The organism is Mesorhizobium sp. M7A.F.Ca.US.010.02.1.1, from assembly GCF_004023085.1.
GTDB lineage: Bacteria > Pseudomonadota > Alphaproteobacteria > Rhizobiales > Rhizobiaceae > Mesorhizobium.
In genome coordinates this window covers 83308-104523 of sequence record NZ_RZRV01000010.1, presented here as the reverse complement: position 1 = coordinate 104523, position 21216 = coordinate 83308, and the positions used below count along the sequence as shown (strand labels likewise).

Genomic DNA, 21216 nt, shown 5'->3' with positions numbered 1-21216 from the left:
CATCAGCCCTTCTGATTGCGCTCGACGAACTTGTTGAAACGGCTGGCTTTCCCCTCACCGGTCTTGGCCTGATACAGAAAGGCCAGATCATTTTCGTCGAATATCCGGAAGAACTCGTCCCATTCGACGGGCTCGAATGCTTCCTCGGGCTCGCCGAAGTCGATCCGCAGGATGCCGCCCTCGCCTTTGGTGCGCACCACTGCCGGCCGGCCATCCCGCTCCTCGGCCCATTTGCGAATTTCGTCGTGGTTGGTGGTCGTTTGCGACTGAGACATTGAAATCTCCTTTGATCATCGGCGTTGCCACATGGGACACGCGGGCTGTCGGGCGTCCTAACAGCACAGGGGCGCCAATGTTCCAGCACCGCGCGGTGATCGCGCTGCGCCGGCTCCCAATGGGACCGGCCAAAGGAACTTTGTTGAAGCAAGGGAACAAACCTTTTGCCGAAAAGTTCGGGGCGCCGAGGTTACTTGTCTGAGGAGTCGTCGTGAAACGCATATTGGTTACAGGAGGCTGCGGCTTCATCGGCCGGCATGTCGCACAGGAACTCGTCGAGCAGGATTATTCGGTTCGCATCCTCGATGCGCTGCTGGAGCAGGTGCATGCGGGCGAAGCCGTCGCGCTTCCCGCTGGAACCGAGCTGATCAAGGGCGATGTCCGGGACCGAGAGGCGGTCGCCAGTGCGCTGGAAGGTGTCGACGCGGTCATTCATCTGGCGGCGGAAGTCGGCGTCGGACAATCGATGTACGAGATCGCGCGCTATGTCGGCGCCAACGATCTCGGCACCGCAACGCTGCTCGAGGCGCTGATCAAGCACCCGGTCGAACGGATCGTCGTCGCCTCGTCGATGAGCGTCTATGGCGAAGGGCTCTATGCAACGTCCGACGGCCGGCGTGTCGACAATGCTCGGCGCAAGGCGAGCGACATCAGGAGCGGGCAATGGAACCCGCTGTCGCCAGATGGAGACGCCCTCTCGCCGCTGCCGACGGACGAAGAAAAGCCGGTCGATCTCGCCTCCATCTATGCGCTGACAAAATATGCCCAGGAGCGCGCCGTGCTGATCTTCGGCGAGGCCTATGGCGTCGATGCGGTCGCGCTGCGCCTGTTCAATGTCTTCGGCGCCGGCCAGGCGTTGTCGAATCCCTATACCGGCGTGCTGGCCAACTTCGCTTCGCGTCTCGCCAACGGCCAACGGCCAATGATCTTCGAGGATGGCGAACAGAAGCGCGATTTCGTCCATGTGCGTGACGTCGCCCGCGCCTTTCGCCTTGCTCTGCAGCAACGCCAGGCAAGGGGTCATGTCATCAACATCGGCAGCGGCCGCGCGTATGCGATCAGCGAAGTCGCGCGATTGCTGGCCGAAGCCATGGGGACACCGAACCGCTCGCCGGAACTGCTCGGCAAAGCCCGCTCCGGCGATATCCGGAACTGCTTCGCCGATATCTCCAAGGCCCGTGAGCTGCTCGGTTTCGAGCCGGTGCGGCAACTGGAGAATTCGCTCGGCGAGTTCGTTTCCTGGGTGCGTAACACGTCCGCCGTCGACCGCGGCGCCGACATGAAGCGCGAGCTAGAAGAACGTGGGCTGGTGTCATGAACACACGCAATCGACGCGACGCGCCGATCGCCATCATCGGCGGCAGCGGCTTCATAGGATCGAACCTCGCCGACAGCCTGTTGTCGGATGGCGAGCCGGTACTGGTGATCGACAATCTCAGCCGTCCGGGCGTCCAGCAGAACCTTGAATGGCTGGCGCAAAAACACGGTGGTCGCCTCACGGTGGAGACGATCGACGTGCGAGACGCCAACGCACTGGCGCCTGTCTTGATGGTTTCCAGGGCAATTTTCCATCTGGCCGCGCAAACCGCCGTCACCACAAGCTTGGTCGAGCCGGGCGAGGATTTCGACATCAACCTTCGCGGAACGTTCAACGTTCTGGAGGCGGCGCGACTGAGCGGTGAGCGCATCCCTGTGATCTTCGCCAGCACCAACAAGGTCTATGGCAGCCTGCCCGACGTCGCGGTCCGCGAGGACGGCGATTGCTATGTGCCTTGCGACAGCGTCATCCAGGCGAACGGCATCGATGAGGCTCGGGGCCTGGACTTCTGCACGCCCTACGGTTGCTCCAAAGGCGCGGCGGATCAGTATGTGCTCGACTATGCCAAATCTTACGGCATGCCGACGGCGGTTCTGCGGATGAGCTGCATCTATGGACCGCGACAGTTCGGAACCGAGGACCAGGGCTGGGTCGCACACTTCCTGCTCAGCGCGCTGACGGGGCGCCCAATCACCATTTACGGCGACGGCAGGCAAGTGCGCGATATCCTGCATGTCTCCGATGCCGTCGCCGCCTACAGGGCCGTGCTCGATCGCATCGAGACCACCAAAGGCCAGGCATTCAATCTTGGCGGCGGCCCGGAAAATGCGGTCAGCCTGCGCAGGTTGTTGAGCGAAATCCGTAGCCTGACCGGCCATGATCTTTCAATCCGCCATGATGGGGAACGCACCGGCGACCAGCCCTTCTTCGTCGCCGACACCCGCAAGATCAAAACCGCGCTTGGCTGGATGGCCCATGTTTCATGGCGCGAAGGCATCCGCGACCTCGCCGACTGGCTGCAGCGCCATCGGCTCGAGCCTCGCCCTGAAGCCGTGAGGTACGTTGCATGAAAATCGCCCTGGTAAACCCGTCCTGGACGTATGACGACAGCATTTATTTCGGCTGCCGCCAACCGCATCTGCCGCTGGAACTCGGCTATTCGAAGGCCCTGCTCGAAGCCGCCGGACATGAGGTGCTGATGCTGGATGGGCAGTTGCAGAAGCTCGACAATTCCGGTCTCTGCGAGCGGGTGGCTGATTTCGCCCCGGCTATGACCGTCGTCAGTACCGCCCCGACCTATCTGTTCTGGCGCTGCGCACCGCCGGAATTGCGTGTGCCGGCCGATTTCCTCAACCGTCTCGCCGGGCGCGGTGGACGCACGGTCGCGGTCGGGCCGCACGGCTCTGCAACGCCGGCGCCGACCTTGCGCAAGCTCGGCGTCGACATCGTCGTGCGCGGCGAATGCGAAGAAGTCGTCGAGCAACTTGCCCGGCGCGACGATTGGAGCGCCGTGCCCTCAACCGCTTATCTGCGGGATGCCAGGGTTGTTTCGAACGGCGGCGTCCACGCCAGCTCGTTTGTCGATCATCCGCCACTCGAATGGCCAGCGGACTGGATCGCAGCCCATGCGCATCACCATCACAGGTTTGACGACAGTCAGGTCGGGTTCGGCGCGGAAGTCGAGGCATCGCGCGGCTGTCCCTACAATTGCAGCTTCTGCGCCAAGATCGATTTCCGTGATGCCTATCGCCGTCGAAACCATGAAGCGGTGGTAGCGGAGATCGATCGGCTGATTGCCCAAGGTGTCGGCTACATCTACTTCATCGACGAGATCTTCCTGCCGCAAAAAGCGTTGCTGGAAGCCTTGGTCGATCGCGACGTGAAATTCGGCGTACAGACCCGCATCGATCTGTGGAAGCCCGAGCTGCTGGAATTGCTGGGCGCCGCGGGCTGCGTCTCCATCGAGGCCGGTCTCGAAAGCCTGACCGTCGAAGGCCGGGCAATGCTGGCCAAGCGCTGCCGGCTGGGGACCGAGGAACTCGCCGCGCTGCTCGTCGATGCCAGACGTCACGTTCCATTCGTCCAGGCCAATCTGATCGGCGTGGTCGAGGATGATCCCGCCCTGGTCGAGCACTGGCGAACCCACCTGATCGACCACGGCGTATGGGCCAACGAACCTGTGCCGCTTTACCCGTATCCGAGTTCGCCCAGCTACCGCGAGCTTTGGGGCGAACCCGACGACCTTGCCTGGGAACGGGCCCATGACCACTACCTCGCATCCTTCCAGAAATTCAGTGACATCCAGGAGAGGCGGCCGCGGCCGCTGGCGGAACTGGAGGCGACATGTTGCGGACACTGACGCCGCGCTCGCGGCGCATCCTGATGACCGTCGATGCCGTGGGCGGCGTATGGCGCTATGCGCTTGATCTGGCACGGGAACTTGTGAACGGCGGCGACAACGTGGTGCTTGCCGGCCTCGGTCCGCAACCGTCGAGGCAGCAGGCCGAGGAGGCGGAGGCTTTCACGACGCTGATCTGGTTGAACACGCCGCCGGATTGGATGACCCGCGACGGCGGCGACCTCGACGCGCTGCCGCGGGAATTGCATGCGCCCATGCGCGACCACGCCATCGACCTTGTCCATTTCAACGCGCCGACGCAGGCATCGGGATTCGATGCGCCATGCCCAGCCGTGGTGGTCTCCCATTCCTGCGTGACGACATGGTTCCACGCCGTCAGGAAACAGACAGTGGACGGCGCATGGGCCTGGCAGAAGGAGCGCAACAGGCGCGGCTTGGATCGGGCCGACGCAGTCATTGCGCCGAGCCGCAGCCACGCCGACATGCTTGAGACCTGCTACGGCCCGATCGCGCGCCTGCATGTTGTTGCAAATGGCGCTCGTCCCGTCCCGAATGCCGAAAAACGTCAACCAGTCGCCTTCGCCGCGGCCCGCTGGTGGGACGAGGGCAAGAATGCGGCGGTGGTCGACCAGGCCGCGTCGCTGACGCAATGGCCCGTCTTTGCCGCCGGTTCGATGCACGGTCCGAACGGCGGGCATACCAGCTTCAGCTATGCTGTTCCTCTGGGAGCACTGCCGTCTCACGAGGTGCGCTCCTTGATGGCGCGCGCCGGTATTTTCGTGTCGCCATCGATCTATGAGCCATTCGGTCTGGCCGCGCTGGAAGCTGCCATGTCGGCAACGCCACTGGTGCTTTCCGACATCGCAACCTATCGCGAACTATGGGACGGGGCCGCGATGTTCTTTGATGCGTGCAATCCGCACGACCTCGCTGCCTGCCTCAATCGTCTCTCCAGCGACGCCGAATTCAGGCGGGAGCTTGGCCAGGCAGCCATGCGACGGAGCCGCCGGTTTACACTGGTCAGGCAAGCGGCGGCCATGCGAGGCGTCTACGACAAGGCGGCCCTGGCCATGGCGGGGCGCTGACCATGCGCTTTCTGTTCTACACCCACTCGGTCGTTTCCGACTGGAACCACGGCAATGCCCATTTCCTGCGCGGTATCATGCGGGAACTGATCGCGCGCCGGCACCAGGCGGTGGCGCTGGAGCCGGCGGACGGTTGGAGCCGTTCGAACCTGCTGGCCGAGAAGGGACCCTTCGCCATCGAACGCTTCCGCAAGGATTTCCCAGAACTGATGCCGGTGACCTATGATGCCGGGTTCGATCACGAAGCCTGGATTGCTGAGGCCGACGTCGTGATCGTTCATGAGTGGACGGATCCGGAGCTTGTCGCACGCATCGGCCGTGCCCGGGCCGCTGGCGGCAACTTCATCCTTCTGTTTCATGACACCCACCACCGGGCCGTATCGGCGACCGAGGCAATCTCGGCGCTGCGGTTGGAGCACTATGACGGCGTTCTCGCCTTTGGCGAGGCCTTGCGCGAGAGCTATCTGCGCGCCGGCTGGGGCAAGCGCGTCTTCACCTGGCATGAAGCCGCGGACGATCGCCTGTTCAAGCCGCACCCGGAGATCCACGTCACGTCCGATCTGGTCTGGATTGGAAACTGGGGCGACGATGAACGAACCGTCGAACTCAGGGAGTTTCTGATCAAGCCGGTCCGCGATCTCGGCCTCGAGGCCACGGTGCACGGCGTCCGCTATCCCAAGCCGGCGCTCACGGACCTAGCCGCCGCCGGACTGCGCTATGACGGATGGATCGCCAATGCCGACGTGCCGAAGGCGTTCGCCGCGCATCGTGTCACCGTCCACATCCCACGGCGCCCCTATCGTGAGGGTTTGCCCGGAATTCCGACGATCCGCATGTTCGAGGCGCTCGCCTGCGGCATTCCGCTGATTTCAGCACCATGGTCCGATGTCGAGCAGCTGTTCAGGCCCGGCGTCGACTTTCTGTTTGCCCACAATGGCTCGCAAATGCGGCAACACCTGCGGGCGGTATTGGCCGATGCGGATTTCGCGGCTTCCCTGGTGACTTCGGGTCTCGAGACCATCCGCTCGCGGCACACCTGCTCGCACCGCGTCGACGAGTTGTTCGGCGTGCTCACGGAATGCACAGCCGAACACACCATCAACAAGACCACCGCAAAGGAAGCCGCCGCATGAAGATGGCATTCTACGGATCGAGCCTCTTGTCGTCCTACTGGAACGGTGCCGCGACTTACTATCGCGGGTTGCTGAAGGCGCTTTCCCAATTGGGCTACGAAATCACCTTCTATGAGCCCGACGTCTACGACCGGCAGAAGAACCGCGACATCGAGGCGCCTGACTGGTGCACTGTGGTCGTATATGAAGCGACCCAGCACGCACTGATGCAGGTCGCGGCACGCGCCGCCAGCGCCGACATCGTCGTCAAGGCGAGTGGCGTCGGTTTCGAGGACGAGGCGCTGCTGCGCGCCGTCCTCGACCACGCCCGCAGCGACGCGCTGGTGGTATTCTGGGACGTGGACGCTCCAGCAACCCTTGCCCAGCTGCGCGACGAACCGGACCATCCGCTCCATGGCGCCCTGCAAGAAATCGACCTTGTGCTGACCTATGGCGGCGGCGACCCCGTCGTCTGGGCCTACCGTGCCATGGGGGCGAACGAATGCGTGCCGATCTACAATGCGCTCGATCCCCAAACGCATCACCCGGTCGCCAGCAATGCGCGTTTCGCTTGCGATCTGGCGTTCCTGGGCAACCGGCTGCCGGATCGTGAGGCACGCGTCGAAGCGTTCTTCCTCGATCCCGCAAGCCAGCTTCCGAAACAGCGTTTTCTGCTCGGCGGATCTGGCTGGGGGGACAAGCCGCTTCCCGCCAACGTCGGCTGGCTTGGTCACGTTGGCACCCGCGATCATAATGCCTTCAACGTCACACCCAAGGCAGTGCTGAACATCAGCCGCGACAGCATGGCCGTAAACGGTTTTTCACCGGCCACGCGTGTCTTCGAGGCGGCTGGCGCCGGTGCCTGCCTCATCACCGACGCGTGGCTGGGCGTGGAACTGTTCCTGAAACCAGGCGAGGAGATCCTGGTGGCACGCGACGGCGGCGATGTCGCCGAGATCATGCGCTCGCTGACCTCCAGTCGTGCAAAAGCAATCGGCCAGGCCGCACTTTGCCGCGTGCTGGCCGACCATACCTACGCGCTGCGGGCGGACGTGGCCGATGCCGTCTTCAAACGTCATTTCGAGCAGGGGACCGTGGAGGCAGCGGAATGACCAAGCAATTGAACATCGTCTTTCTCGGCCTGTCGCTGTCCTCGTCCTGGGGAAACGGCCACGCCACGACGTTTCGAGGCCTGCTGAAAGGTCTGCACGAACTCGGCCACCGCGTGACCTTTCTGGAGCGCGACGTGCCGTGGTACGCCAACCACCGCGATCTGCGAGATCCGGATTTCTGCGCCTTGCGCTACTACGAAACCACTGCGGAGTTGCAACGCGACTACGCCCGGTGCCTGGAGCAGGCCGACATCGTCGTCATCGGCTCCTTCGTGCCGGAAGGGCGCGTGGTCATCGACATCGTCGCTTCATTTTGCAAGGGGCGCTTCTGCTTCTACGACATCGACACACCGGTGACCGTGGCGCAGCTTTCGGCCGATGATTGCGATTATCTGAGCTGGCGGCAGATTCCGTATTTCGATGTCTACTTCTCGTTCACCGGCGGGCCGATGCTTGGCCATCTGGTGGAGGAGTTCGGCGCGCGCCGAGCCGAACCGCTCTACTGCTCGGCCGACCCGGAACGGCATCACCGGACCGGCGATCCGATCCGCTGGGATCTCGGCTATCTCGGCACCTACAGCGCGGATCGGCAGGCAACGCTGAACGCGCTGCTGCTCGAACCCGCACGGCATATGCCGGACCGCCGTTTCGTCGTATCGGGCTCGCAATACCCATCCGACATCACCTGGCCGGACAATGTCGAACGCATCGAACATTTGCCGCCCGCCGATCATGCCGCGTTCTACAGCCGTCAGCGCTACACGCTGAACGTCACACGCAGTTCCATGATCGCTGCCGGATGGTCGCCCAGTGTGCGCCTGTTCGAAGCGGCTGCTTGCGGCACGCCCATCATCAGCGATCGCTGGCCGGGGCTCGACAGCTTCTTTCCCGCATCGGCGATCCACACCGCCGGAGAAACGGACGCTGTCGTCGAGATCCTCTTCGGCGAGTCCGAGCGCACACGCCGGGCCATGGCCCGCCGGGCCCGCGAACGCGTCCTCGCATTCCACACCGGTGCGGCCAGGGCCCGCGAATTCGTGGCGGCGTTGACACAGCCAAGGGCGGCGGCCCTCGATTTCGACATCGGAAGCGCAGCATGACCGGCATACAGGAGAAAACGACGATGCGACAAAAAAGAAACGCGCAAAGGGCAAAGGCAGTGCTTGTTGCCGGCGGTGCGGGATTCCTCGGTTCGCATCTTTGCGAAGCATTGCTCCGCGACGGCTGGCGCGTGATCTGCGCCGACAATTTCCTGACTGGGCGCATGGAGAACATCATCTCGATCATGGACCAGCCGGGTTTCCGATTGATCGAGCAGGACATCTGCCGGCCATTGGATCTCGGCGAGCCCGTGGAGCGTATCTTCAATCTGGCATGCGCTGCCTCGCCGCCGCGTTACCAGGCCGACCCGATCCACACCACGCGAACCTGTGTGATCGGCACGCTCAACCTGCTTGAACTCGCTGCCCACAATAACGCGCGGCTGCTACAGGCCTCGACGAGCGAAGTGTATGGCGATCCGGAGCAACATCCTCAGAAGGAGGACTATGTTGGCCATGTGAACTGCACCGGCCCACGCGCCTGCTACGACGAGGGCAAGCGCACCGCCGAAACGCTTTGCTTCGACTATCTTAGAGCCGGCAAAGCCGACGTGCGCGTCGCGCGCATCTTCAACACCTACGGTCCGAGAATGGATCCGGCGGACGGCCGCATCGTCTCGAACCTGATCATGCAGGCGCTCGAGAAACGTCCTCTGACGATCTTCGGCGACGGCTTGCAGACGCGATCCTTCTGCTACGTCTCCGATCAGATTGATGGATTGAGGCGACTGATGGATATCGATCCCAATCCGGGCAAGCCGGTCAACCTGGGCAATCCCGGAGAATTCAGCATCGTGCGACTGGCGGCGTTGGTAAAGGCGATGACCGGCACCAAATCGGATCTGAGATTTCTGCCGCTGCCGCAAGACGATCCTCGGCGCAGGCAGCCCGATATTTCGCGTGCAAAAGCGCTGCTCGGCTGGACACCGAAGGTGCCCCTCAACGAAGGGCTCAAGCTGACGATCGATTATTTCGCGGCGCTCGAAGGCAGTCGCATCGGCGATCAGATGACAGGCTTTGCCAAAAGGGCGAGACCCGCATCCGGCGGGCTGCAGAACCTTCCGGCATGATGCGAGCCGGCGGTCGAATCTTTCCCGAGATCGTGCGGAACATCCGCCCAAGCTTGTGGTTTGGCGGGAGGACCCGATACGGAGGATCATCCTCATGCAACCCAAGCGACCCGCGAGGGATATCGACCAGATGGCCGAACGCGAGACGGCTGCCTATCTGCGGCGCGCCTCGATCACCTATCTCGAGTGCTGCGTCAGCCTGATGATGACGCATCTCCAGCGGGAGGAAGTGGCCACTATTCTCGAGCAGGAAGCAGACATGTTGCGAAGGCTGGACTGATCGGAACGATCATGCCCGGCATTCGTCCAGGAACCGTCTCAGTCGCATCCTATATCGGTCTGCCGTCGCGGCCAGCCTTGCTTTTTCCCGGCCATTTTCGGATTGCGCAGCCGTGCTCCAGAGCCCGAGCTGGAATGCCAAATAGCACGGTTCGAAAAAGCCGATGTGGCCGTTGTCGATGGCAAGCTTCATTCCTTGGACCAGGGTCCTCACATCGCTGTCGGATAGCCCGTACTCGACACGGGCGCCGGCAATGTCCCACTCAATCGGCTGGCAGCCGATCAAATCGTGTGCCCGGCAATGGTCGACAGCATCTGTCTTGAGCACCCTGCCGTCGGCACGAACGAGAAACTCCCACGGTTGTAGCTTTCCGTCGATTTCAACCCGCTGAAGCACATGCGCGGGAGTTTTTTTCGCGAGCCAACCGCGCAACGTCGCCGCGCGTTTTTCGCCCAGGGCTTCCGACGCATTGGAAACAGCCATCTCCGCGAGTGCAAGCAATGATGCACCCGGTTCGCAAGTTCGAAGATTAAGCGCACGCCAGGCCAGGTAATTTGTGAACTCCGCGATCAGCCTTTCCTTGGGCAGCGGCGCCTGATCCATCGTGGTGCCGTCAATCCACCGTTCAACCAGAAAGCCATGGCAAAGCGCGACAACTTGCGATCCGAACCCGGCTTCATGCAACATCGCCGCGGCTCGTTTCTTGCGCAGTCCGGTTTCGCCGAGGCCGGCAAATTTGACGAGCCAGCGGTCACGCCCGGCGGACGCAAGGAATTTGCGCCGCTCGGTACCGCGTGGGCTCGGCGGCCAGCGCCCTTCGTCGATGTAGTGGGCGGCCCGCCACTCGCCGCCAGATAGCTCGGTCAGGCTTAATTCCGGCCTGCCGACCGCCTCGGCCACCCAGTCGCGCAACGTGGGAATTTTCGAGCTTTCGGAGAAGGTGCATTCAAACGCCGTCGCCACATGCTTCGGACAGCGCGACCATGTCTCCCGAGCCTCCGGCGACGCTTCGATGCCCGGGCCGCCTGAATGGCTGGGAAACAGGTGAATGCGGTCCGTATCGATACCCAGTTCACGCAGCCACACGACAACGGCATGCATCGAACTGCCGGACAGGCCAGGACCCTCGTCGACAACCGCGAAACGCGCCGATGGATTGTTCATCCAAGTGGCGATCGACCGCGGATCGGCGTTGATATGCCTGCGGAAGGGATGGCCGATCGGGCGAACGCTGAATGGTGCCGGCGCACCAATCGAGGCCGCCACCATAGCTGCCAGCCCGAGGCCAATGCTGCGGACGCCGATCACGCATGTGTTCGCATCGAGACCCGACTTCTGCGCCGCGTCCAAATAGCTTTCGGGATAAAGCGCATAATGCGCATAACCCTCGGCAGAGCCGGTCACAACCTCGGCTTGGCAGTCGAGCCCGGCCAGCAGTTTGAGAAGTCCCGGGTCGATGCCACCGCCGGCGTCAAAACCGCTTTGCCACGACTTCGCCACCTCTGCCGCAAGTCCGACCAGCAACCTGGCGCCTTGCTGTTGTCGTGGCGAAAAGATGTCGATGCCGCTAGTTTCGAAATCGACATCGGCAAGCGCCTGAACCAGCTCCGACACGCTGATGAACAGTCCGACCAATGCAGCATGGCGTTGGATGCCATGAGACATCCGATCCAGGCTTTCGGCCATTTCGCTTGCTGCTTCGCGAAGCTGTTGTGCGTTCTGCGTCTGCTTGTGGTCGCCGTAGACGATCATCGATCGGTTTTCCAATGCTTGCCGTGCGGCAACGCATCGAATGCAGCTTCGATCCATGCTGTCTCGCGCAATTTTTCGATGGGCGGAGGAACATTCCGGCACGCTGATGGTTCGGCGCCAGGAACTTACCTTTGAACAACATAGGGTGGCGGTTCGTGGGATCGAAAAAGGTTCGTGTTGGTATCGTTGGTGTCGGCAACTGCGCATCCTCCCTCGTGCAGGGCCTCTCCTTTTACCGTCACGCGAAAAGCAACGAACCAATCCCTGGGCTGATGCATGCCGACCTTGGCGGCTACCATGTCGACGACATCGAGATTGTCTGCGCATTCGATGTCGCCAGGAGCAAAGTTGGCCTCGACGTCGCGGAAGCGATCTACGCCGCCCCCAACAACACGTTCCGCTTTGCCGACGCGTTGACAACCGGCGTTCGCGTCGAGCGCGGACCGACGCTGGACGGGATCGGCAAATATTTGCGTGACGAGATTGAAGAAGCTCCGGAGCCGGTTGCCAATGTCAGCGAGATCCTGCGCGACAGCAACGCTGACGTGCTGGTTTCCTACCTGCCGGTGGGTTCCGAGGAGGCGACCTGCTTCTATGCCGAATGCGCACTCGAGGCCGGCTGCGCCTTCGTCAATTGCATACCCGTTTTCATCGCCTCACGTCCGGAATGGCGCCGGCGCTTTGAGCAGCGAGGACTGCCGCTGGTCGGCGACGATATCAAGAGCCAGGTCGGCGCGACCATCGTGCACCGGTTGCTGGCCAATCTCTTTCGCGAACGCGGCGTGCGCATCGACCGCACCTATCAGCTGAATTTCGGCGGCAACACCGATTTTCTCAACATGCTGGAACGCGAGCGGCTGGAATCGAAGAAAATCTCGAAGACACAGTCCGTGGCCAGCCAGTTCGATGTTCCCCTGGAGCCGGGCAATATCCATGTCGGTCCGAGCGACCATGTGCCTTGGCTCACCGATCGCAAATGGGCCTATATAAGGGTGGAAGGCACGACTTTCGGCGGCGTGCCGCTCAATGCCGAACTCAAGCTGGAAGTCTGGGATTCTCCAAATTCAGCCGGCGTGGTGATCGATGCGTTACGCTGCGCCAAGCTGGCGCTCGATCGCGGCATAGCCGGTGCCCTGACCGGTCCCTGCAGTTATTTCATGAAGTCGCCTCCCGAACAGTTCACCGACGCCGAAGCGCGGCAGCGCACGCTTGCGTTCATCGCTGGCAAGGACGAGCCTTTGCTCGATGCCGCAGAATGACGACGACCTTCTTTCTGATCCGCCATGCGGCACACGACAATGTCGGCTCTTATCTTGCAGGCCGGATGGACGGCGTTTGCCTCGGCGATGCCGGCAAGGCACAGGCAGCGCAGCTTGGCGGCCGCATGGCCCGGGAGCCTATCGTCGCGATCCTGTGCAGCCCGCGTGAGCGTACGCGAGAGACGGCGCTGCCAATCGCGCTAGCCTGCGGTGTCGGGGACATCGCGATCTGCGCCGAACTCGACGAGATCGACTTCGGCGACTGGTCGGGAAAGACTTTCGATGAGCTGAATGGCGACGCCAGTTGGCGAGCGTGGAATGACCAGCGGCAGGAGGCAAGGACACCGAGTGGCGAGACCATGCAGGATGTCCAGCAACGCATTGTGTCGCTGATGGCCGCGGTCCGCGAGCGGCATCAGAACCAATGCGTCGCCCTGGTCAGCCATGCCGATGTGATCAAGGTCGCCGTCTGCACCGTCCTTGGCTTGCCGGCCGGTGACTGCTTTCGCTTCGACATCGATCCCGCCTCGATCACGACGATCGTGTCGGGGGACTGGGGGGCGAAGCTGATCCGATTGAACGAAGTTGCCTGACGAGGATTTGCCGGATGCAGATGGTCATTTTCGGTCTTACCGTCACGTCTTCATGGGGTAACGGCCATGCCACTTTATGGAGGGGACTGATCAGAGCCCTCGCCCGGCGCGGCTGGTCCATTACCTTCTTCGAACGCGACACACCCTACTATGCCGGAACGCGCGATCTCGATCATCTGGACGGCGGCAACGTCGTGCTCTACCCGGACTGGGAGGACATCCGCCGGGTCGCGGAGCAAACGATCAAACGATCGGATGTCGTGATCGTCACCTCTTATTGTCCCGACGCCGTGGACGCCTCGCGGCTGGCGCAACAGGCAGGGCGCGGAGTGCGGGTCTTCTACGATCTGGACACTCCAGTCACGCTTGCCCGCATCGAACAAGGTGAGCGTCCACCCTATTTCGGCCCCGAGGGTCTTGCGGATTTCGATCTCGTCCTGAGTTACACAGGCGGCCCGGCGATCGACGCGCTAAAGACGGTGCTGGGTGCGCGCCACGTGGTGCCGCTCTATGGGCATGTCGATCCCGACCAACACCGGCCGGCAGCGCCGCGAGCCGATTTCAGGGCCGATTTGTCCTATCTCGGAACCTATGCGCCAGATCGCCAGGCAGCAGTCGAAAATCTGCTGGTTCGCCCAGCTGCGCGCTTGCCGGACCAGCGCTTCGTCATCGGCGGCGCACAATACCCGCAGGAGTTCCCGTGGAGCGACAACATCTTCTTCGTCAGGCACCTTCCGCCGGCCGATCACCCGGCGTTTTTCTCATCCTCTCGTCTGACGCTGAATGTCACCCGCGAGGCGATGGCGCAAAAGGGCTGGTGCCCTTCGGGCCGGTTGTTTGAAGCAGCGGCATGTGGAGTGCCGATCATAACCGACACCTGGCCGGGCCTAAGCAGCTTCTTCGAACCCGGCAGCGAGATCCTGCTGGCCCACGACACCGATGACGTCGTCGCGGCGCTCGCCTTACCCGCAGGAGAACTCGATGCCATCAAAACCCGAGCGCGCGAACGGGTTCTCGACGAACACACCTCTGCTCGGCGCGCGGCGGAGCTGGACCACATTCTAAACGACGCCTTTCAAAGATCTCCCGGCGAACCGATGATGGAAGCAGTCTGATGTTGGGCATTGTGCCCGCTGCCGGGCGCGGCAGCCGCATTCAGCCGCTCGGCTTCTCCAAAGAGCTGCTGCCGGTCGGCAGTCGGATCGATGGGCAGACCGAGCGTCCCTGCGCCGTGAGCGAGTATCTGGTGCGGCGGATGGTGCGCGCCGGCGTCGACAAGATCTGTTTCATCATTGGATCGGGCAAATCCGACATTCTCGAATATTACGCCGCCGGCTATGGTGACGCCGCGGCTCTCTTCGTGGTGCAGCCCAACCCGGTTGGGCTTTGCGATGCGATTTTTCGGGCAGCTCCTCTCGTCGCGCCCAATGAGGTCGTCCTGGTCGGCCTTCCCGACACGATCTGGTTTCCCGAGGATGGCTTCTGTCATTTGCCTGACGATCAGCTTTCATTTCTGCTCTTCCCGGTGGATCGTCCGGAATTCTTCGACGCCGTCATTGTCGATGACCACGAGCGCGTGATCGAAATCCAGGTCAAGCAACAGGATGCCGGCACGAACTGGGTTTGGGGTGCGTTCAAGATGCCGGGCCAGATTCTGCATCAGCTTGCGGCACTCTGGCGCGAGCGGGAATGCCGTGACGAATATATCGGCACGTTGGTCAACGCCTACCTTGCGGCCGGAGGTCAAGCCTCCGGCGTCAAGGCTGGGTCCGCCTATGTCGATGTCGGCACGTTCAATGGCTATCGCACGGCTCTGCGGCTGCTCGAGGACGGCGCCGCACCCGTCCATCACCAAACCGCCACGATTATGCCAGGTGCCCGTTCGCATGTGCCTGTCGTTCCCGGCGAAGGAGCCTGATCATGCTGCATTCCCATGCCGAAATCCGCCGCCGTATCGATGCTCTCGGCCCATGGTTCCACAACATGGAACTGGCGGGTGTCGAAACCGCTCCCAACCATTTTCTCGGCAATTATCCGCTGATCAAATGGCGCAAATTCGCCGAGGCCATTCCCGGGGATCTGACAGGCAAGACGGTGTTGGATATCGGCTGCAATGCCGGTTTCTATTCCATCGAGATGAAACGGCGAGGTGCTGCCCGTGTCCTCGGCATCGATTTCGATGAGGCCTATCTGGCGCAGGCCCGCTTTGCCGCCGAGATCGCCAATTGCGAAATCGAATTCCAGAAACTTTCGGTCTACGACGTCGGCGCCCTGCGCGAAACATTCGATATCGTGCTGTTCATGGGGGTGCTTTATCACTTGCGCCACCCCTTGCTCGCGCTCGACCTTATCCGTGAGCATGTCGCCGGTGACCTGATGATCTTCCAGTCCATGCAGCGCGGCAGCACAGATCTGCCCGAGATGGAAGAGAACTATCATTTCTGGACGCATGACCTGTTCGACCGGCCGGAATTTCCCAAGCTCCATTTCATCGAGCACCGCTATGCCGATGACCCGACCAACTGGTGGATTCCCAACCGCGCCTGCACCGAAGCGATGCTGCGCAGCGCCGGATTTGAAATCGTCCTGCATCCGGAGCAGGAGGTCTATTTCTGCCGCGCCGCCGGCGACCCGGCCAGTGGCGGTCCCGTCTACCCCTCGAAAGGACAGCGCCATGATTGAAGCCGCGATGATCTGGAACGAGCCCAACAACAAATCGCATTGGGACCCGGAACTCGACCCTGATTGGAGCCGCTTTGCCAGGATGGCGATCCTGTCGGCGGACGCAATCGCATCTGAAAACCCGGCTTTGACCAAAGTGCTCGGCGGCATCTCGCCGATAGATCCGGGGTTCATCACCCGCATGAAGGAATTCGGCGTGCTGGATCATGTAGATGCCGTCGCTGTGCACGGCTTTCCCCTCGACTGGAATCTGTGGCAGATCCAGGAATGGCCGCAGAAGATCGGCGAGATCGCGACCGTCACCGACCTTCCCATCTGGGTCAGCGAAGTCGGCGTATCGACCTTCGGCGCCGAGGAAATCCAAGTCTGGGGGCTCAAGCGCACAGCTGAATTGCTGCTCGGCAATGCGCCACGCATCCAGTGGTACAGCCTCTATGATCTTCCGCGTGAATGGGAAGCAACGACGCGGCACCGCGAAGCCGAGGGCTCGTCTTATTACCGGCATTTCCATATGGGGCTGCTGCGCCAGGACGGCACGCCAAAGCCCGCGCTGGAGGAATTCCTGCGCCATGCACCTGCAATGGGCCTGGTGCAGTGGTTTCATTTCGAAGACCCGCGGCTGGACGATGCCGTCGCCTGGATGAAGCGGCTGGGTGTCACCAATATGCGTACCGGGCTTTCCTGGGCGGACAGCTTTCGGCCGAATGCGCTGGACTGGTTCGACCGGCAGATGGAAGCACTCGCCGATTTCGATGTGACGGTCACCTTCTGCTTCACACCTCAGCACCGCGGAATGATGCCCCACCACACCAGCCCCCCCCTGGTGCCGGAGGAGTTCGCGGAATTCTGTTCAACCATGATCCGCCGCTATGCGCCTGGCATGACATCCGCCTCGCTCCCCACGCAGCGGGCCTCGGCCGCGTGAAATGTCATGGTGCCCATGCATCAGATGCCGGGCTCCGCGACGCCGTTGACAGGTGGAGATGCGGCGCAGGGCAACGAGACGCGACCGGCCGCGACGCTCACCGTCCTCAATGTCGCCTACCCTCTCGCACCCGTCGGCCCCGACGCTGTCGGCGGTGCCGAACAGGTTCTGTCGATGCTCGATCGGGCACTGGTTCAGGCCGGTCATCGATCTATCGTCATTGGCTGCCGAGGCTCCAGAACGAGCGGCACGCTTGTGGAAATACCGGCCGAAAACGGCGTACTCGACGAGGCGGCGAAGAGCCGCGCACAACAGGCCCATCGCGACGCGATCGCGGCTGCCCGCGCCCGATGGCCCATCGACGTGGTTCATCTGCACGGCATTGATTTCGACGCTTATCTGCCCGACGATGGTCCGACCTTGGTGACCCTCCACCTGCCATTGGATTGGTATCCGGCCGCGGCATTGCGCCCGACGCGCGGTGACCTCTGGCTCCATGCGGTCTCGCCCAACCAGCAGAAAACCGCGCCATCAGGCGCCAGGCTGTCGGCGCCGATTCCAAACGGCGTTGACATCGAAGCACTGACCCTGCTGCAGCCGAAGCGCGACTTTGCCCTTGTTCTAAGCCGGGTTTGCCCGGAAAAGGGCGTCCACCTGGCGCTCGACGCAGCCAAACAGGCAGATGTGCCGCTGGTCATCGGCGGCAAGGTCTATCCCTATGAAACGCATACGCGGTACTTTCGCGATGAGGTCCAACCTCGCCTCGATGACCGCCGCCGCTTCCTTGGCCCGCTCGGCTTCACCGCCAAGCGACGCATTCTCAACGCAGCGCGCTGTCTGGTCATTCCGAGCCTCGCAGCCGAGACCAGCTCGCTTGTGGCCATGGAGGCCCTCGCCTGCGGTACTCCGGTGGTCGCCTTTCCAAATGGTGCGCTTCCCGATGTCATAGAGCACGGCAGGACGGGCTTTCTCGTCGACACGGTCGATGAGATGGCCCAAGCCATTCTTGCGGCGTCCAGCTTGGATGCCGAGACATGCAGGGCCGAAGCGCGACGGCGGTTTTCGCTGGAACGGATGATCTCGTCTTACATGGACGCCTATCAGGCGCTGGCACAGCTTGGCAGTGGTCGCCGGCGCTTCGCCGCGGTGCCGTGAGTAAAGCTGTGCTGCGCAGCGAAATCATCGGTGACCTCGCACAATTCGACGCCTTGACGCCGCACTGGTGGAAACTGTGGCAGCAGAGTCCCTCGGCGACGCCGTTTCAATCTCCCGCCTGGCTGGTGCCGTGGTGGCACGCATTCGCACCCGGTGAACTGGCGACGGTCGCGGTATGGCGCGGCGGCGATCTGGTCGGGCTGGCGCCGCTCTATCTCGAGCATGGGACCGCCGGTTCGAAGCTGCTTCCGGTCGGCATTTCGCTCAGCGACTACCTGGACATTCTGGCTGTCCCTGGGATCGAAGCCGAGGTCGTCGCCATTGTCGCCGAGTCGATCCTCTCGATCGGGTGGGTGCAATGGATCTTGTCGGACTTGCCGCAGGACAGCGTCGCCCTTGCGATGACGCATCCCGAGATGGATTGGCCGACCGCCCATGCCGCCTGCCCCGTGCTCGCCCTCGCCGGCGACGAAACGCTTGCAGGCTGCGTCCCCGCAAGACGCAGACGCCAGTTGCGTCGGGCGCGTCAAGCCGCATCAAGATGCGGCCGGATCGCGATGTCGTCGGCGAGCGGCAGTCCGCAAACCTTCCTCGATCAGTTGATCCGCCTGCACAATATGCGCTGGGCCGAACAAGGAGGCGGTGTGTTGGCCAACGCCGCCGTCGAGCAATTCCATCGGCTCTCACTTCCCGTGCTCGATGCTCACGGTCTGGTGCGATGCTGGCTGTTCGCGATCGATGGCGGGACCGTCGGCGCCTATTACGGATTTCACCACTGCGGCCGTGCCTATGCTTACCTCGGTGGCTTCGACCCTGCTTATGCCGAGGAGAGCCCAGGCGCGATCCTGATTGGCCACGCAATCGCGGAAGCGATCCGCGAAGATGCGCGCGAGTTCGATTTCCTGCGCGGCCAGGAGGCCTATAAATATGGCTGGGGCGCCGTCGACAGGTGGACGATGCGCAGGGTCTGGACGCGGAGTTGATGCATGAGTGTAACCGCACCGAAAGCCGCCCGGCGCCTGACATCGGTCAGGCTGGCGGTTGAAGACTGCGTGGCCGATGGCATTTGCGCCGAAGGCGTTCTCGTCAGACTGGCGCTCCACCTGCCGCCCACAATTGGAGCGGCGGAATTGGCGGAGGTCGTGCTGAAGGTCCAGCCGGCGGATGCCGGCGACGCAGCAAGGCTGCGAAAGGTCGCCGGACTGCTGCGCTGCAAGCCAGACGTCTTCGCCATGTTGCAGGCAGCGGGTGGCGCCGTTCGGCATGAGCGCAATGAGGATGAGACGAATGTCGCTGTCGTCAGGCGGCTGGCCTCCAGCTTCGATGCCGCGGCAGCGATTTCGGGAGCCGCGAGTGTCCAACTGGCATCCCTCGGCGATGAGGCAAGGCTCACAGCCACGACCAACGAAATCGTTGCATGGCTGGAAGCGCGAGAATTCACCGGAAGGGAACGGAGCATCCTCGACATCGGTTGCGGCATCGGCCGTTTCGAGCGTGCGCTGTGCAAATCCTTCAAGCGGATGGTCGGCATCGACATATCGCCGCGGATGATCTCCATCGCCTCCGAGCAATGCGCCGCACTCGGCAATGTCGAGTTGCGACAAACCTCCGGTCTCGATCTGTCCGAATTCGCCGATGCCAGTTTCGATTGCGTGCTGGCGGTGGACAGCTTTCCCTATCTGGTTCTGGCCGGCATGGCTGATCGGCATTTCGACGAAATTGCGCGCGTTCTGAAACGGCCGGGCTGGCTCGCCTTGCTGAACTATTCCTATCGCGGATCACTTCTCTCAGACCGCGATGATATCGGCCGTCTGGCGCAAGCTCATCAATTGCGGGTCCTCATCGACGGCGAGAAGCCGTTTCGGTCGTGGGACGGCGACGCCTTTCTGCTCGCTGGGTGAAGCGGAACATTACAGCGCGATGCCAGTTCGGACGTCGAACAACGGGCACCGACGAGTGTCCCCGATTCGAAGGAGGATATCATGGCATCCGGCGGTAAAAAACATTTCGGCCGCAGCAGCCAAGCAAGAGTGCCGGCGCCGGCGCGGTGATCTCCCCGGAGAAGGACGAGATCGAAGAAAACGCGGTCTTGTCGAATCGCGACAAGAAGCAGCATGCCAGGAGCGCGGGCAGGACGGCAATCGGATCAAGTCCGATCAATATCCGGGTGACGCCGCTGACCGATTGCCGAAGGACTGAACGCCACCGCAGCGCGTCCATGGCCCGCGGCGACGAAGGAGCAGCAAGGAAATAAACCTGTGCAAGGGGCCGCTGGTGAGCTTCTTGGCGGTGGACACCGCCTTGTAATGCAAGGCGCTTACCACCACACTAGGATCAAGGGACCGCTATCAAGAGAATGTGATGTCTCGTTCGAGCGACGATACCGCGGATCCGCATGTCGAGATGGCTGTGGATCAGGAGATTGCTTCCCTGCTGGCCGCCATAGAGCAGGAAAAAATTCCAGACCGCCTGACCAAGCTGGCGATCGAATTGCAAAACGCGCTCGTCGAGAAACGTCGACGCGACGTGAAGAACTGACTATCTGCGGCCGTCGACCTCGACATCGAGCTGACCATCCGAAAGCTGGTTTCTTCTCTCCATCAATGTCTCCAGCGAACTCTCTCCAAGGAATTCAAGGATGTTGGCGCGCGCACGGTTCAGTCGGCTTTTGACCGTCCCGACCGCGCAACCGCATATGTCGGCGGTTTCCTCGTAGCTCACTCCCAAAACGCCGATCAGCATCAGGACTTCGCGTTGGTGTTCAGGCAGCCTTTGAATGGCGCCGTGAACTTCCCTGCTCTGAACGGTCCATTCCTGGGTGGCTTCCGAAATCGGTCTCGAAGACGCGCAATCGAGCAGTCCTGGCGCCTCCCGGGCAGCGATCTTGACCCGGGTGTAATAAGTGTTGCGCATGATGGTGAAGAGCCACGACTTCATGCGCGTACCGGGTTCGAACTTGTCGATGTTGGCGAGACCCTTGGTCAGTGTCTCCTGCACGAGATCGTCGGCGTCGTCGGGGACGCGGCAGAAGGTGCGCGCGAATGCCCGCAGGGCAGGTATCAGGTCAACGATGGAAACTTCATTGGTTTCCTGGTCGGCCAAAAGGCAGCCTCCGGATGACAATGGTCCAGCTCCCAG

At 62.2% G+C, this 21216-nt stretch carries 22 protein-coding genes; 19 read left to right on the top strand and 3 right to left on the bottom strand.

The features are described 5' to 3' along the window. Window positions 1-2: 2 nt before the first annotated feature. Window positions 3-275, bottom strand: coding sequence for a hypothetical protein (locus EOA19_RS13535; RefSeq protein WP_127255003.1), 273 nt, complete (start codon window positions 273-275; stop codon window positions 3-5). Between the two features lie 212 nt (window positions 276-487). Between EOA19_RS13535 and EOA19_RS13530 the strand changes: the two genes are divergently transcribed. The 9 genes from EOA19_RS13530 to EOA19_RS13490 all read left to right on the top strand — a co-directional run bounded on the left by EOA19_RS13530 (window position 488) and on the right by EOA19_RS13490 (window position 9712). Continuing rightward, window positions 488-1594, top strand: coding sequence for an SDR family NAD(P)-dependent oxidoreductase (locus EOA19_RS13530; protein ID WP_128303892.1), 1107 nt, complete (start codon window positions 488-490; stop codon window positions 1592-1594). Then, window positions 1591-2664 (top strand): NAD-dependent epimerase/dehydratase family protein, encoded by a 1074-nt coding sequence (locus EOA19_RS13525; protein WP_128303891.1) that lies wholly within the window; start codon window positions 1591-1593, stop codon window positions 2662-2664. The genes EOA19_RS13530 and EOA19_RS13525 overlap by 4 nt, the downstream gene beginning before the upstream one ends. Further along, window positions 2661-3953, top strand: coding sequence for a TIGR04295 family B12-binding domain-containing radical SAM protein (locus EOA19_RS13520; protein ID WP_128303890.1), 1293 nt, complete (start codon window positions 2661-2663; stop codon window positions 3951-3953). Before EOA19_RS13525 ends, EOA19_RS13520 begins: the two co-directional genes overlap by 4 nt. Then, entirely contained in the window at window positions 3938-5038 is a 1101-nt protein-coding gene (locus tag EOA19_RS13515) for a glycosyltransferase family 4 protein (protein ID WP_128303889.1), read from the top strand. The genes EOA19_RS13520 and EOA19_RS13515 overlap by 16 nt, the downstream gene beginning before the upstream one ends. A 2-nt stretch (window positions 5039-5040) precedes the next feature. Then, window positions 5041-6171 carry a glycosyltransferase gene (locus tag EOA19_RS13510; RefSeq protein WP_128303888.1) on the top strand — a complete coding sequence of 377 codons (1131 nt, stop codon included), beginning with the start codon at window positions 5041-5043 and terminating at the stop codon, window positions 6169-6171. Further along, window positions 6168-7262: a glycosyltransferase gene (locus EOA19_RS13505; RefSeq protein ID WP_023809476.1), complete on the top strand. Its 1095-nt coding sequence runs from the start codon at window positions 6168-6170 to the stop codon at window positions 7260-7262. Before EOA19_RS13510 ends, EOA19_RS13505 begins: the two co-directional genes overlap by 4 nt. After that, complete coding sequence (locus tag EOA19_RS13500; RefSeq protein WP_128303887.1) at window positions 7259-8362, top strand: glycosyltransferase; 1104 nt, start codon at window positions 7259-7261, stop codon at window positions 8360-8362. Before EOA19_RS13505 ends, EOA19_RS13500 begins: the two co-directional genes overlap by 4 nt. Window positions 8363-8385: 23 nt before the next feature. After that, window positions 8386-9432 carry a UDP-glucuronic acid decarboxylase family protein gene (locus tag EOA19_RS13495; RefSeq protein WP_023809477.1) on the top strand — a complete coding sequence of 349 codons (1047 nt, stop codon included), beginning with the start codon at window positions 8386-8388 and terminating at the stop codon, window positions 9430-9432. A 94-nt stretch (window positions 9433-9526) separates the two neighbouring features. Further along, window positions 9527-9712, top strand: a complete 186-nt coding sequence (locus EOA19_RS13490; RefSeq protein WP_032900517.1) for a hypothetical protein — start codon at window positions 9527-9529, stop codon at window positions 9710-9712. A gap of 9 nt (window positions 9713-9721) precedes the next feature. On the opposite strand, the gene EOA19_RS13485 is transcribed toward EOA19_RS13490, so the two are convergent. After that, window positions 9722-11464, bottom strand: a complete 1743-nt coding sequence (locus tag EOA19_RS13485) for a hypothetical protein (RefSeq protein ID WP_128303886.1) — start codon at window positions 11462-11464, stop codon at window positions 9722-9724. A 155-nt stretch (window positions 11465-11619) separates the two neighbouring features. On the opposite strand from EOA19_RS13485, the gene EOA19_RS13480 reads away from it, so the two are divergent. The 10 genes from EOA19_RS13480 to EOA19_RS13430 all read left to right on the top strand — a co-directional run bounded on the left by EOA19_RS13480 (window position 11620) and on the right by EOA19_RS13430 (window position 20616). Further along, on the top strand, window positions 11620-12723 hold the full coding sequence (locus tag EOA19_RS13480) for an inositol-3-phosphate synthase (protein ID WP_128303885.1): 1104 nt from the start codon (window positions 11620-11622) through the stop codon (window positions 12721-12723). Further along, a complete protein-coding gene (locus tag EOA19_RS13475) occupies window positions 12720-13316 on the top strand; it encodes a histidine phosphatase family protein (protein WP_023809481.1) in 597 nt (198 codons plus the stop codon). The genes EOA19_RS13480 and EOA19_RS13475 overlap by 4 nt, the downstream gene beginning before the upstream one ends. Window positions 13317-13330: 14 nt before the next feature. Next, the gene (locus tag EOA19_RS13470; RefSeq protein WP_128303884.1) at window positions 13331-14431 is read left to right on the top strand and encodes a glycosyltransferase; all 1101 of its coding nucleotides are present in this window, start codon (window positions 13331-13333) and stop codon (window positions 14429-14431) included. Then, window positions 14431-15234 (top strand): sugar phosphate nucleotidyltransferase, encoded by an 804-nt coding sequence (locus EOA19_RS13465; RefSeq protein ID WP_023809483.1) that lies wholly within the window; start codon window positions 14431-14433, stop codon window positions 15232-15234. Before EOA19_RS13470 ends, EOA19_RS13465 begins: the two co-directional genes overlap by 1 nt. 2 nt (window positions 15235-15236) lie before the next feature. After that, a complete protein-coding gene (locus tag EOA19_RS13460; protein WP_128303883.1) occupies window positions 15237-15998 on the top strand; it encodes a TIGR04290 family methyltransferase in 762 nt (253 codons plus the stop codon). After that, window positions 15991-16923, top strand: coding sequence for a beta-xylosidase (locus EOA19_RS13455; RefSeq protein ID WP_023809485.1), 933 nt, complete (start codon window positions 15991-15993; stop codon window positions 16921-16923). Before EOA19_RS13460 ends, EOA19_RS13455 begins: the two co-directional genes overlap by 8 nt. Window positions 16924-16929: 6 nt before the next feature. Then, window positions 16930-18078, top strand: a complete 1149-nt coding sequence (locus EOA19_RS13450) for a glycosyltransferase (RefSeq protein WP_128303882.1) — start codon at window positions 16930-16932, stop codon at window positions 18076-18078. After that, window positions 18075-19061 (top strand): GNAT family N-acetyltransferase, encoded by a 987-nt coding sequence (locus tag EOA19_RS13445; RefSeq protein ID WP_128303881.1) that lies wholly within the window; start codon window positions 18075-18077, stop codon window positions 19059-19061. Before EOA19_RS13450 ends, EOA19_RS13445 begins: the two co-directional genes overlap by 4 nt. A 3-nt stretch (window positions 19062-19064) precedes the next feature. Beyond that, on the top strand, window positions 19065-19979 hold the full coding sequence (locus tag EOA19_RS13440; protein ID WP_128303880.1) for a class I SAM-dependent methyltransferase: 915 nt from the start codon (window positions 19065-19067) through the stop codon (window positions 19977-19979). Between the two features lie 460 nt (window positions 19980-20439). Then, a complete protein-coding gene (locus EOA19_RS13430) occupies window positions 20440-20616 on the top strand; it encodes a hypothetical protein (protein WP_127292183.1) in 177 nt (58 codons plus the stop codon). Here EOA19_RS13430 and EOA19_RS13425 read toward each other — a convergent pair whose 3' ends face one another. Further along, entirely contained in the window at window positions 20617-21180 is a 564-nt protein-coding gene (locus EOA19_RS13425) for a sigma-70 family RNA polymerase sigma factor (RefSeq protein ID WP_127292180.1), read from the bottom strand. Window positions 21181-21216: the final 36 nt, after the last annotated feature.

What these genes read in the sequence shown, in the direction of transcription:
- EOA19_RS13535 (WP_127255003.1), bottom strand. Translation starts at nt 275, where the DNA reads ATGTCTCAGTCGCAAACGACCACCAACCACGACGAAATTCGCAAATGG.
- EOA19_RS13525 (WP_128303891.1), top strand. Translation starts at nt 1,591, where the DNA reads ATGAACACACGCAATCGACGCGACGCGCCGATCGCCATCATCGGCGGC.
- EOA19_RS13520 (WP_128303890.1), top strand. Translation starts at nt 2,661, where the DNA reads ATGAAAATCGCCCTGGTAAACCCGTCCTGGACGTATGACGACAGCATT.
- EOA19_RS13515 (WP_128303889.1), top strand. Translation starts at nt 3,938, where the DNA reads ATGTTGCGGACACTGACGCCGCGCTCGCGGCGCATCCTGATGACCGTC.
- EOA19_RS13510 (WP_128303888.1), top strand. Translation starts at nt 5,041, where the DNA reads ATGCGCTTTCTGTTCTACACCCACTCGGTCGTTTCCGACTGGAACCAC.
- EOA19_RS13505 (WP_023809476.1), top strand. Translation starts at nt 6,168, where the DNA reads ATGAAGATGGCATTCTACGGATCGAGCCTCTTGTCGTCCTACTGGAAC.
- EOA19_RS13500 (WP_128303887.1), top strand. Translation starts at nt 7,259, where the DNA reads ATGACCAAGCAATTGAACATCGTCTTTCTCGGCCTGTCGCTGTCCTCG.
- EOA19_RS13495 (WP_023809477.1), top strand. Translation starts at nt 8,386, where the DNA reads ATGCGACAAAAAAGAAACGCGCAAAGGGCAAAGGCAGTGCTTGTTGCC.
- EOA19_RS13490 (WP_032900517.1), top strand. Translation starts at nt 9,527, where the DNA reads ATGCAACCCAAGCGACCCGCGAGGGATATCGACCAGATGGCCGAACGC.
- EOA19_RS13485 (WP_128303886.1), bottom strand. Translation starts at nt 11,464, where the DNA reads ATGATCGTCTACGGCGACCACAAGCAGACGCAGAACGCACAACAGCTT.
- EOA19_RS13475 (WP_023809481.1), top strand. Translation starts at nt 12,720, where the DNA reads ATGACGACGACCTTCTTTCTGATCCGCCATGCGGCACACGACAATGTC.
- EOA19_RS13470 (WP_128303884.1), top strand. Translation starts at nt 13,331, where the DNA reads ATGCAGATGGTCATTTTCGGTCTTACCGTCACGTCTTCATGGGGTAAC.
- EOA19_RS13465 (WP_023809483.1), top strand. Translation starts at nt 14,431, where the DNA reads ATGTTGGGCATTGTGCCCGCTGCCGGGCGCGGCAGCCGCATTCAGCCG.
- EOA19_RS13460 (WP_128303883.1), top strand. Translation starts at nt 15,237, where the DNA reads ATGCTGCATTCCCATGCCGAAATCCGCCGCCGTATCGATGCTCTCGGC.
- EOA19_RS13455 (WP_023809485.1), top strand. Translation starts at nt 15,991, where the DNA reads ATGATTGAAGCCGCGATGATCTGGAACGAGCCCAACAACAAATCGCAT.
- EOA19_RS13450 (WP_128303882.1), top strand. Translation starts at nt 16,930, where the DNA reads ATGGTGCCCATGCATCAGATGCCGGGCTCCGCGACGCCGTTGACAGGT.
- EOA19_RS13440 (WP_128303880.1), top strand. Translation starts at nt 19,065, where the DNA reads ATGAGTGTAACCGCACCGAAAGCCGCCCGGCGCCTGACATCGGTCAGG.
- EOA19_RS13430 (WP_127292183.1), top strand. Translation starts at nt 20,440, where the DNA reads ATGTCTCGTTCGAGCGACGATACCGCGGATCCGCATGTCGAGATGGCT.